This is a genomic window from Clostridium disporicum (genome assembly GCF_001405015.1).
GTDB classification, from domain to species: domain Bacteria; phylum Bacillota; class Clostridia; order Clostridiales; family Clostridiaceae; genus Clostridium; species Clostridium disporicum_B.
In genome coordinates this window covers 142831-155124 of sequence record NZ_CYZX01000004.1, presented here as the reverse complement: position 1 = coordinate 155124, position 12294 = coordinate 142831, and the positions used below count along the sequence as shown (strand labels likewise).

The window sequence follows — 12294 nt, the reverse complement described above, 5'->3', positions numbered from 1 at the left end:
ACAACTCCTTTTATTTGTACATACTATAATTTTTTTACTATTTCAATAAACTCATCATCGCTTTCAGCTTGGATAAATGTTCTTTTAGTATATCCAAGTACTATTCCATCTCGTCCTCCACATTCTCCAATACATCTATAATCAATATTATCTTTTCCAAATTCCTTTTCTAATCTATCTATATTTATTCCTGAACATTCTGGACATACACTTATCATACTACACACCTCTTTTTATATTTCCTTCTTTATTATAAGAATATACTGTTTAAATAGAAAAGTAAAATTAAATATAATTAAGTCACAAGTGTTCATTTTAAATTGTAGATTTATATAGCAATTCTTTTTAATGAAGAAACTACTATTTTAAATAAGAATATACCTGCTATTGAGTTTATTATTACTGCTGGCAATACTACAGTTGTAAATAGTATTCCAAAATTCATAGGAAGTCCAACTAAAATTTGTGCTGATACTAAAAATGTTGTGCCACTAATTAAAGTTCCTAAACTAAATATTATTGCTATTATACTTAACTTCATATTATTAATTTCAAATCCTCTTTTTACGAATTGTTTCATAAATATCATTAAGATATATATTAGATTTACTGTAACTATCTTATCTATTATATTAGGAACTTGTCCTAAAGGAAACTTTGTGGTTAAAGCAGTAAAAATTCCAGTTACTATTCCAGCAATTAATGATGTTTTATAATCTCCAAAATTTATAATCATTACAATAAACAACATAGCTAATGCAAAATCTGGTTGCATAGGTATTCCTAAAGCAGGTGTAATTTGATGTAAAATCGCTCCTATTCCTAAAAGTAAAGCATTGATAACTATTTTTTTTGTATTACTATTTCTTTTCATTTTATTATTCCTCCAAATATATTTATATTCTTTTTTAATTACTTCCAAGTCTTCTTTACTTGATAAGAAACTTCAAACCATAAACTCACCTCCAAAATAAACACCTATAATTAAATATAGAATAAAAAAACTCCGTCCTATAAAAATAGGACGGAGTTATAATCCGCGGTACCACCTAAATTGCTATTATAAAAATATAATAAGCCTCTCAATTTCGAATACTAACATATTCTATCTGCTATAACGTGCAGCTCACGGTGCCAGTACTTTACAAAACTGTATTTCCCTTTACTTCTAAGAGGCCCATTCACAAAATTTCTTCTTGTTAGGATCTCACCATCCCTAACTCTCTTTAATGAAGCTTGATTTCGCTACTCTCCCTCATCTCTGAATTTGTAATATATTATATATTATATTTGAAATTCTTTATTTTGTCACAATAAATTTTATAAATAGTATAAATGCTACACTTTCCTATTTAGTGTGCAATTACTTAAAATTATACTTTGTCATTATACTTTCTCTATTTTTAGCTATATCATTATAATATTCATAATAAGATAATGCTAAATAACTTCCTGTAATATTTACTACATTGCCAAACCCTAAATTTTGTAAGGCTAATACTGCATTATAACTTCTTTGTCCTGTTCTACAGTGTAAATATACAGGTCTATCTTTAGGTATTTCGTTTACTCTATCTCGTAATTCACTTAATGGAATATTAATCGCTCCTTTTATATGACCATTTTCATATTCCATTCTTTCCCTAACATCAATTATATAAGCTTCTTCCTCAACCAGTTCTCTTACTTTATCAACATTAACTTGTTTAAATTCTCCATTTAAAAGATTTGATGCTACATAGCCAGCATAATTAACTACATCTTTTGCTGTTCCAAATGGTGGTGCATAGCATAATTCTAAATCTTTTAAATCTTCTACTGTAGCACCAAACTTAATAGCTGTAGCTATGACATCAATTCTTTTTATTGCATCGCCTTTACCTATAGCTTGAGCTCCTAACACTCTTCCTGTAGGAACTTCAAATATAAGCTTAAAATGCATTGGTGATGAGTCAGGCATTATTCCTACTTTATCTGACGGAATAATTCTAACTATATCATATTTTATCTTCATATCTAAAACTTTAATTAAAGATTCATTTAATCCAGTTGATGCTGCATTATAATCAAAGACTTTAATGGCAGATGATCCAATGTATCCTTTATTAGCAGTTGTTTTACCATTTATATGATCTGCTACTGTTCTAGCAGCTTTTTGTGCAGGACCCGCTAATGATAATTTTGTGCTCATGCAAGTTAATGCATTATATACTTCTATTACATCTCCTACTGCATATATATCTTCATCATTAGTTCTATAATTACTATTTACTTTTATTGCTCCAGTTTCTCCAATTTCTAATCCAGCAGCTTTTGCTAATTCAACTTCTGGAGTTACACCGATTGCCATAACTACAGCTTTTGCATCTATCTTCTTTCCTGAAGCTAAAACGATCTTATCCTTTTCAAAACTCATAACCTTATCTTCAATTATTAAATTTATCCCATGATCCATTATCTCTTTATGAAGAATTTGAACCATATCATAATCAAAAGGTTTTAATATTTGAGATGTTGCTTCTATTAATGAAACGTTATATCCGCCTTCAATTAAATTTTCAGCAGCTTCAACTCCTATATATCCACCACCAATTACAGCAACATCCTTAACTTCTATTTCCTTAATAAATCTATTTAATTTATCAATATCAATAACGTTTCTTATAGTAAATACATTAACATTTTCTATACCTGGAATATTAGGCACTATTGGTCTTGCTCCTGGTGAAAGAATAAGTTTGTCATATTTCTCTCTATATACCTCTCCAGTAAGTATATTTTTCACTTCAATCTCTTTATTTTGTCTATCTATTGATACAACTTCACTATTTACCCTCGCCTCAATATTATATTGAGCCTTAAATTTTTCTGGACTCATAAGCACTAATCTATTTGGTGCTTCTATAGTTCCACTTAAATGATATGGAAGTGCACAGTTTGAAAATGATACATGAGGCCCCTTTTCAAACATTATGATTTTATCTTTTTCACTATTTCTTCTTAACCTAGCCGCTGCAGATGCCCCACCAGCAACTCCACCTACAATTAAAATTTTTTTATTCATCTCAATATCACCTCTTTAATTTCTATTTTTTCCTAAATATGACCCAATACCACCAGATACATTAATAACATCATATCCCATCTTAGCTAGCTCACTACATGCCATAGAACTTCTTCCTCCTGATTGACACATTATATAGTACTCTTTATCCTTAGATAAATATTTTGATGGATTTCCTAAAAGGGTTTTCATCGGAATATTCTTTGCACTAACAATTGAACCACTATTATATTCATAAGGCTCTCTTATATCTATAAGTTCAACCTTTCCTACTAAACTATCAATATCATTTACATTTATTGATTTTCCTGTATTTCTATTAAAAAATCCAAACATAACTTTTCCTCCTAAAATGTTGTTATTTATGTTTTTGAAATTTATTTATCTCTTGTATATCTATAGTTTACTCATAAATTTTTAAAACTTTTGTGACTTGATTACATTAATTCATTTAAATCTTTTATTATTTGTATTTTTCCTCTTGTAAGTTTTACATATCCCTCTTTTTCTAATTCCTTAAGCCGTCTGCTAATAACCTCTCTAGCTGAATCTAATTCAAAAGCTATCTCAGCATGTGTTGCATAAATATTTTTACTTTTTTTACTTATTAATAACTTTACCAACCTTTTTTGTAATGATTCATGCTTCACTTCTTCCTTAGTCCCAATTATTAAATTAAATTTAGAATGTAAGTCTCTATACATTTCTTTTAAAAAATCCACATTATTCAAAAGGTAATTTTCAACTATATCAAATGGTATAATACAAATTCTAGAATCTTGTGTTGCTTTTCCTATTATATTTAATGGTTCACACTTCAAAAAGCAACTTAATGCCTCATGGCAAAGCTCCCCTCTTCCAATATTATAAAGATTAGTTTCTTCACCATCATATCCTATCCTTTGAATCTTAATATCTCCACTTAAAACAAATAAAAAGCCTGTACAACTAGTTCCATTGGTAGTTAAATGTTCACTGGCTAATAACTCTTTATAAATTACTTTTTTACTTATTACTCCATTAAAACTTCTATCAACTTTTTTTAAAACTGGATAAGCTTCATATAAATCTTCTATATTATAAGTCATTTTTCTCTATCACCTCATATTAAAAATATACCCTTTTTCTACTTATACTCTTAGTGATTAAATCACATACAATATATATATTATAACCGTATACTTATATTAAATTTTGTGAAATTTTATTTTTATGAAGGGAGATTTAATTGTGGAAAAAAAATTTATTAGAAAAAAAGCTTATGTAGATAAAACATACTGTGTTGCTTGTGGAATTTGTGAAAAAGCTTGTCCTTTTAATGCGATTACAATATATAAAGGAATTTACTCTAAAGTAGATTTTGATAAATGTGTAGGATGTAGTAAATGTGCAAAAGCTTGTCCTGCATCTACTATAGAAGTTAAATAGGAGGTTTTATACATTATGAAGAAAAATAAGAAAAAACATTGGTCTGAATATATGTGGATTTTATCTACCGTGTATTTATTTTTAGGACTTTTTAATATTTTATTTGCTTGGCTTGGTTTATTATGCTTCTCTATTCCATTGTTAATATCAATATTCGGTGGTGGAAAAACATATTGCAATAGCTACTGTGGTAGAGGTCAGCTTTTAAACATGCTAGGAAATAAATATAAACTTTCTAGAAATAAACCTATGCCTAAGTTTTTGAAGCATAAATACTTTAGATACGGATTCTTAATCTTCTTTTTATCCATGTTTATTAATATGATATTTAACACTTACTTAGTGTTTAATGGTACCAACACACTAAAAGAAGTTATAACACTTCTATGGGCCTTTAAGTTACCTTGGAATTTTGCCGATTATTCTCATGTAACTCCATGGATTGCTCAATTTGCATTTGGATTTTATAGTATAATGATAACTTCAACAATTCTTGGAATAGTTACTATGCTTATTTATAAGCCTAACTCCTGGTGTGTGTATTGTCCTATGGGAACTATGACTCAAGGAATATGTATAATTAAAGATAAAATTGAATTCTAAAAAAGAAGTGAAGGGCTTAAAATTATAGCCCTTCACTTTTTTTCTATTTTAATATTCAATTTCGTTAGTTTCAGATACTTCTTTTATCCATCTTCCTGATTTCTTTACAGTTCTTTTTCCTGATTCTAAGTCTAAAGCTACAAATCCATATCTATTCTTAAATGAATTTGCCCATGACCAACAATCTATAAATGTCCATAAATGGTATCCGAAGCAGTTTGACCCTTCTTGTATTCCTTTATGAAGATATGTTAAGTGTTCTTTTACGAAATCTATTCTGTAATCATCATTTATTACACCATTCTCATCTCTAAATCTTTCTTCACCTTCAACTCCCATACCATTTTCTGAAATATACCATGGAATATTATTATAATTATCTTTTATGTTAACAGCTACATCATACATTACTTGTGGTGCTATTTCCCATCCTCTATATGGATTCATTCTTTTTCCTGGCATATCATAATAATCAAAGAAAGTTTCTGGCATTATAGGTGCATTAACGTCTACTTCTGTTTCCTTAGCCTTTACTCTTCTTGGTTGATAATAGTTAACTCCTAAGAAATCTATTGGATTATTCTTAATTACTTCTAATTCTTCCTCAGTATATTCAGGCATTAAATTATTTTCTTTAAGTAATTCTACTAAATCACTTGGGAATGTACCATGAACTACTGGATCTAAGAACGATCTATTAAATATTCCATCTGCAATTCTTGATGCCTCTAAATCTTTTTCATCTTGAGATCTTGGATATGATGGAGTAAGATTTAAAACTATTGTTATTTCTCCACCTGTATTTAACTTTCTAAAAGCTTCAACTGCTTTTGAATGAGCTACTATAGTGTTATATCCAACTTGAATAGCTCTCTTGAAATCTACTATATTAGGATACATAAATTTATAAAGATATCCACCTTCAGCTGGAACTATTGGTTCATTAAAAGTACACCATTTCTTAACTCTATCCCCAAATAGCTCAAAACATTTAGTCGCATACTTAACATATAAATCTATAACCTCTTTATTTTCCCATCCACCTCTATTTTGTAATTCTATAGGCATATCAAAATGGAAAAGATTTATATACGGTTCTATTCCTGCTTCTATTATTTCATTAATATAATTATTGTAAAACTCTACTGCAACTGGATCTACTTCACATGTATCAAAATCTTTTATAAGTCTTGTCCATTGTATTGATGTTCTAAAGCTAGTTAAACCGATTTCTTTCATAAGCTCAACATCTTCTTTATATTTTCTATAAGTATCACAATTTATCTCTGGACCTACACCATTATGAAATTTTTCTGGTTCAATTTGGAACCAATAATCATATATACTAAAGTTCTTTTTATCTGTCCATCCTTCAGTTTGTGGGCCTGAAGTTGCTGCTCCCCAAGTAAAATTTTCTGGAAATTTATATTTAGCCATAATCGTACCTCCAAATCTATTTTATTATCCTAATTCTAATATTTATCATAAAGATTTTCAGCATTTGTCTATACAAAATGAAATATAAATAACCTCTCACTGATTTATTGAAAATATTTTCTTACTGTAATATTATTAAAATATACTAAGCTAAAGGAGAAGTTAAATTTTGAAAAGTAAAGATATATTAAAAGATTTAATAGAAAGCATAGTTTGTGGTGAATTAGAAGTAAATTCAAAATTTCCTTCTGAAAGTAATCTTGCTCAAAAATATGAATGTAATAGACATACTATAAGAAAAGTAATGGATGTGTTAATAGAAAGAGGTTATGCTAGGAAATCTCATGGTGGCCCAACTTTTGTAAATGAATTACCTTGCACATATTCTTTAAATTTAAGTTCTCAATATGATCTTTATTCTGCTAAAGATATACATACTAAGGTTCTAAATTTAAAACAAATAGTTGCTGATGATAATATTTGTGAAAAATTACAAATAGATAAAGGGTCAAAGGTTTGGTATATAACTCGATTAAGATGTATTAATACAAAAATAGATCATATTGAATATATATATATGCCTATATCACTTTTTCCTAATCTTACAAAACAAAATTGTGAAGCAAGTCTTCTTTCATATATTGAATATGATAATGATTATGAAATTTCTCATGGCATAAAAAATATCTCTGCAGTAATCCTTACTAACGAAGAGATGGAGCTTTCTAATAAGCAAGATTCAAATCTAGCCATTCAAGTTGAAAATATAGGATATCTTACTAACGGACGAGTTTATGAATACTCTATAAATAAGCATTTTAATAATTCTATAGTTTATTATGCTAAAAGATAGTTTTTTCACTTCATATAGTTATTGAACAAATTAAGTAAGTAAATTATACCATATAAAAAATGATAAAATTAATAGTGTAAGAAACATAGGCTTTAAAACTTTAACTCCTCGATTGATTTCTATAGCTATTAATTTTATCATTTATAATATCATATTAGTTCACGTTTCGTTTAACTTGTAGTTATACTATGCACTTTTTTCTTCTTTCTCTAAGTCACAATTTCTCTTATCTAATGCCATTAAGAATGGGAACCATATAACTAATACTATTGCCATCTGTACTAATTGAAGTATTGAACCTGCAATAGAATTTGTAGCTAGGAATCCACTTATTAATACTGGTGTTGTCCAAGGAACTGCAACTCCTGTTGTTGCTGGTACTAATCCTGATGCCATTGCAAAATATGCTACTAAAGTTGCTACAACTGGTGCTATTATCCAAGGAATAGCTATTATTGGATTTAAAACTATTGGTAATCCAAATGTAACTGGTTCATTTACATTAAATAATCCTGCTGGTGCTGCTAGTCGTGCTATTTCTTTTAATTGTCTACTCTTCATAAATATTAATATAGCTAATATTACTATAAGAGTCATCCCAGTTCCACCAAGCCCAACTGTAAAAGTTTCTATAAATTGCTTTGTTATTATATTTGGCATTTCTGCTCCAGCTTGGAAAGCATTTAAATTTTCAAGTGATAAAGTATTCCATATAGGATCCATTACTGAATTTACTATAATTTGTCCATGTAATCCAAAGAACCATAGAATTTGAACTGCAAATATTGCTACTACTGTTGCTGCAATTCCACTACCTAATTTAGTTAAAGGTGTTTGTATTATTTCATATATAAAATCATGTGGATTTCCCCATGGAGTAAATGTAAATATTATATTTATTACTAAAAAAGTTGATAATGTAAAAACTGCTGGTATTAAAGCTGCAAAAGACTTAGATACCGCCGGTGGTACTGTATCTGGCATTTTTATTGTCCAATTTTTCTTTACAAAGAATGTATACATATATGCAGATAAAAATGCTGCTATCATACCTATAAACATTCCCTTAGCACCTAATCTATCTATTTGTAATACACTTCCTAAGTCTCCACCATCAGCAGTAGGAGTTAAAAGTAAGAAAGATACTAAAGAAATTGCTGCTCCGAATATAGGATCTACCCCTTCTTCTTTACTAAAGTAATATCCAATACCTAAAGTAACAAAGATTGTTGTTATTGACATAGTTGTCATTGATGCTGGTCCTAAGAAAGTTTTTAAAGAGTTTAATGTTTCTGGACTTAATATTTTATCTAAAAATGGTAAGTTAGCTATAACTAACATTATTGATCCAAATATTATTAATGGAAATGATATCATAAATGAATCACGTAAAACCCTTAATACCTTTAGATTATTAAGCTTTGTCCCAAATTCCATTATTTTACCTTCAAATTTTTGATAAAAGTTCATTTCGTCCCCTCCATATTGTAAACGTTGTTTTGATGAAACAAATATACCAAATACTTTTAGTAATAAAAATAATTGTATAGACAGATACATAATAAACATTGTCTATACAATCATTAAATTAATCTTAATTAACTTCTAATTTTTCAGTTTTTACATTCTCTTTAACTACCTTCATTAATACTCCTAATATCATTCCAACTGCCGCTGGAACTATCCATCCTAATCCTTGAGAGTAAAGTGGTAATCTTTCAAATAACTTTGTAAGCGCCTCCACTCCAACTCCAACTTGACCTAATGCATCTACTACACTAACAACACCAGTAAATATAATTGTTAATCTATACGCCATTGCATTTCCTGTAAACACTCTGTTCATCATTCCTAAAACTATCAGCATAATAGCTATTGGATAAATTGCATTTAATACCGGTACTGATATAGAAAGTATTTGTGTTAATCCCATATTTGCAATTCCCATACTTAATAATGCTAATATTCTAACAAAGCCTTTATAACTAACCTTAGACGTTAAAGTTGCAAAGTATTGGCTACAAGAAGTTATTAATCCTACACAAGTTGTTAAACAAGCAAGTGTAAATATTATTGCTAACAACACAGCTCCCGGTTTTCCAAATATATATGTTATTACATTAGTTAATGTTTGTGCACCATTTGCAGTTGTTCCAAATCTACCTCCGCTAGTTGCTCCTAAGTGACCTAAAACTGCATATATAGCTATTAATAAACTTCCAGCAATCACTCCGGCTTTTATGGAATTTGACACAACTAACTTCTCATCAGATACTCCTCTAGACTTTATAGCTAATGATATTACTATTCCAAAGTTTAATGCTGCTATAGTATCCATTGTTAAATATCCTTCTAGGAACCCTTTTACAAACGGAGATGTCACATACTCTCCTGTTGCTTCTCCATATGCTCCAATAGGTCTAAAAATACTAGCTATAAATATTAGTGAAATTAATACTAATAATGTAGGAGTTAAAACCTTCCCCATACGGTCTACAAGCTTAGCTGGTGATAAAGAAAGCCAATAAGCAACTGAAAAAAATATTAAAGTAAATAAAAATAGTGCTAATGTTGTTGATATACTTTCTGGCAAATATGGCGCAACTGCCATTTCAAAAGGTAAACTTCCAGCTCTAGGTATTCCAAGTCCCGGTCCTATTGATAAATATATTAAAACTGTAAATACTGCAGCAAATACAGGATGAACCCTTTTAGCTAATGAATATAATCCTCCAGATTTTGCAACTGCCACAACTCCTAAAATAGGAAATCCTACTGCCGTTATAAAGAATCCTGCCATTGCCACCCAAGTAGCGCTACCTGCTGCTTGTCCTAAAAAGGGTGGAAATATTAAATTTCCTGCTCCAAAAAATAATGAAAAAAGCATTAAGCTTACTAATACTAAATCTTTTCTTGATAAATTCTTCATGATAATTCCCCCAATAATCTAATCTATTATTCTTTATATATATTACCTATTTTTATAATATCAATGTCTGTCTCCATTCGACCGCCCCCTTTTTCAGTTATCTAAATCACATTTGCCAATATAGGTATATATTTAGAGTTTCACTTAAATATAAAAAACCCGTCCCTTAATACAAAGGGACGGGGTTAACCGCGTTACCACCCTAATTCTATAAAATTAGCTTATAAAAAATAAACCTATTATAGCACTTAGTAAACGTACATTATAATACGCCTCTCTTTTAACGGTGAGCCTCCGGTAAAGATTACTCAATAACTTTTCACCTTTACTTCTCAGAGATGATTTTTCAGCTATATTTTGAACATTGGCTTGCAGCAAAATGCCAACTCTCTGTAGAACAAATCTATACTTACTTTTTCTCTTCAACGAATTTATTAAAATCAATTTCTAAATATAGAATATATTACCATTAAATCAATGTCAATACTATTTTTACATTTTTTAATCATTATTTATGTTATTTTATTATAATATTAAATATTTTTTAATTAATATATTCACTATAACTCATTTTTAATATCATTTTATTATATATAGCTTTATCGATTTTTAAGTGTTAAACCTTTTAAGCAATCCTATAAATATTTTTAAGTTATTTATAGTGATTCTTAATAATTATTATATATATCCTCATAAGTAAAATCTAATATCATTACTGGATTACTATTCGGATCTAACCATGTTAACAAATTTACTAAATTATTTTGTGGTATAGCTACACATCCATAGGTGTAAATTCCCATATCACAATGAAGGAATATAGCTGAACTTTTTCCTGGTATTACTGGCCATCTATTATAATCTATTACAAGAGAATAATTGTAGTACCCCGGAAAATCTACTAGCTTTTCTGCAGAGTTCCATCTTCCATTTGGATCACCAAATTGCATTGTATTATAATATTCTGAATCTACATCATCAACCCAATATTCAGAACCATCTAATTCTCTATAAGGCACTCCACTTCCCGGATTACCATTAATTCCAAAAGCCTCTGTAACAGTATAAATACCTGTCGGTGTACATTTGTCCATTTCATATACTTCACTTGCATACTTCATTCCATTTTGACCTAATCTTGCAGCCACTCTATCTACTTCAAACCAATTGCCATTTCCATCCTTTTGCCACATAACTAGTTCTCCATATGACCCTCCATTACTTACTACAGTAATGATTTGACTTGAATTTTGCGCTGCTACTGTATTAGCTATACCTAATTTATTTTCTTGAATACCAGTAGAATTATTTATATCTTTTTCATACTCTACTTCTTCTATTACAGTTTCATCTTCCTTTAAAAGTTCTTTTTCTTTTTCGATATTACCAATTTTTTCTTTTAATTTATTTTCTAATGCCAAAATATCTTCATCTGGATAATCTCTTTTAAAAATCTCTATTAATGTTTTAGCCTCTTCAATATCCCTATCTATAGCTTCCTCGATTTGCACTTTAAAAATATTGATATTTTCCATTTCTTTTATATGATTATCTATATCACTCTGTTTTTGTAATAAACTTTCATTTAATTTTATAAATATATTATCCTTTAGCAATTCACTATAATCTTCTTTTAATAATTCTATAATTTCTTTTATTTCTATGCTATCTTTACATGAATCAATGTATCTATATGTTTCTAATATACTTCGATAATCTGTAATCTTCTTATCTAATTTATAACTATACTTTTCAGTAAGTTCATCTATTTTTTCAATTGCATCATCATAACTACCTTCAGATATCAAATCTTCAATTATAGAAATTCTTTTTCTTTCTTCAGCTTTAGCTACCCCAACATTAATTATACCAACTCCAGCTACTATGATTACTAACAGTATAATTATTAATAGTCTTCTCTTAATAATATAATCTTTTATTCTCCCCATATTCCCTCCACTTTTTGTATTTGTGTATAAC

At 28.9% G+C, this 12294-nt stretch carries 12 protein-coding genes and 2 other annotated features; of the genes, 3 read left to right on the top strand and 9 right to left on the bottom strand.

Annotation, left to right across the window (positions count from 1 at the left end; all coding sequences use genetic code 11):
* Positions 1-23: 23 nt before the first annotated feature.
* The 5 genes from ARA56_RS03995 to ARA56_RS03975 form a co-directional block, all read right to left on the bottom strand.
* Positions 24-218 carry a hypothetical protein gene (locus ARA56_RS03995; protein ID WP_055264205.1) on the bottom strand — a complete coding sequence of 65 codons (195 nt, stop codon included), beginning with the start codon at positions 216-218 and terminating at the stop codon, positions 24-26.
* A 110-nt stretch (positions 219-328) separates the two neighbouring features.
* On the bottom strand, positions 329-874 hold the full coding sequence (locus ARA56_RS03990; protein WP_055264203.1) for a tryptophan transporter: 546 nt from the start codon (positions 872-874) through the stop codon (positions 329-331).
* Positions 875-1017: 143 nt separating this feature from the next.
* Positions 1018-1271, bottom strand: a binding site (T-box leader).
* Between the two features lie 92 nt (positions 1272-1363).
* Positions 1364-3064, bottom strand: coding sequence for an FAD-dependent oxidoreductase (locus tag ARA56_RS03985; protein ID WP_055264201.1), 1701 nt, complete (start codon positions 3062-3064; stop codon positions 1364-1366).
* A 15-nt stretch (positions 3065-3079) separates the two neighbouring features.
* A complete protein-coding gene (locus ARA56_RS03980) occupies positions 3080-3400 on the bottom strand; it encodes a rhodanese-like domain-containing protein (protein ID WP_055264199.1) in 321 nt (106 codons plus the stop codon).
* A 101-nt stretch (positions 3401-3501) separates the two neighbouring features.
* On the bottom strand, positions 3502-4152 hold the full coding sequence (locus ARA56_RS03975) for a Crp/Fnr family transcriptional regulator (RefSeq protein WP_055264197.1): 651 nt from the start codon (positions 4150-4152) through the stop codon (positions 3502-3504).
* Positions 4153-4294: 142 nt separating this feature from the next.
* Here ARA56_RS03975 and ARA56_RS03970 point away from each other — a divergent pair, with 142 nt between their 5' ends.
* Together ARA56_RS03970 and ARA56_RS03965 are read left to right on the top strand one after the other, a co-directional pair.
* On the top strand, positions 4295-4492 hold the full coding sequence (locus ARA56_RS03970; protein ID WP_055264195.1) for a 4Fe-4S binding protein: 198 nt from the start codon (positions 4295-4297) through the stop codon (positions 4490-4492).
* Between the two features lie 15 nt (positions 4493-4507).
* Entirely contained in the window at positions 4508-5095 is a 588-nt protein-coding gene (locus ARA56_RS03965; RefSeq protein WP_055264193.1) for a 4Fe-4S binding protein, read from the top strand.
* A gap of 48 nt (positions 5096-5143) precedes the next feature.
* On the opposite strand, the gene ARA56_RS03960 is transcribed toward ARA56_RS03965, so the two are convergent.
* Positions 5144-6535, bottom strand: a complete 1392-nt coding sequence (locus ARA56_RS03960) for a glycoside hydrolase family 1 protein (RefSeq protein WP_148315739.1) — start codon at positions 6533-6535, stop codon at positions 5144-5146.
* Positions 6536-6701: 166 nt separating this feature from the next.
* Here ARA56_RS03960 and ARA56_RS03955 point away from each other — a divergent pair, with 166 nt between their 5' ends.
* Entirely contained in the window at positions 6702-7385 is a 684-nt protein-coding gene (locus tag ARA56_RS03955) for a GntR family transcriptional regulator (protein WP_055264189.1), read from the top strand.
* A 186-nt stretch (positions 7386-7571) separates the two neighbouring features.
* On the opposite strand, the gene celB is transcribed toward ARA56_RS03955, so the two are convergent.
* The 3 genes from celB to ARA56_RS03940 all read right to left on the bottom strand — a co-directional run bounded on the left by celB (position 7572) and on the right by ARA56_RS03940 (position 12263).
* Positions 7572-8855, bottom strand: coding sequence for a PTS cellobiose transporter subunit IIC (gene celB / locus ARA56_RS03950; protein WP_055264187.1), 1284 nt, complete (start codon positions 8853-8855; stop codon positions 7572-7574).
* A gap of 124 nt (positions 8856-8979) precedes the next feature.
* On the bottom strand, positions 8980-10314 hold the full coding sequence (brnQ, locus tag ARA56_RS03945; protein WP_055264184.1) for a branched-chain amino acid transport system II carrier protein: 1335 nt from the start codon (positions 10312-10314) through the stop codon (positions 8980-8982).
* A gap of 172 nt (positions 10315-10486) precedes the next feature.
* Positions 10487-10749: a binding site (T-box leader), on the bottom strand.
* A 233-nt stretch (positions 10750-10982) separates the two neighbouring features.
* Positions 10983-12263: a L,D-transpeptidase family protein gene (locus tag ARA56_RS03940; RefSeq protein ID WP_055264182.1), complete on the bottom strand. Its 1281-nt coding sequence runs from the start codon at positions 12261-12263 to the stop codon at positions 10983-10985.
* Positions 12264-12294: the final 31 nt, after the last annotated feature.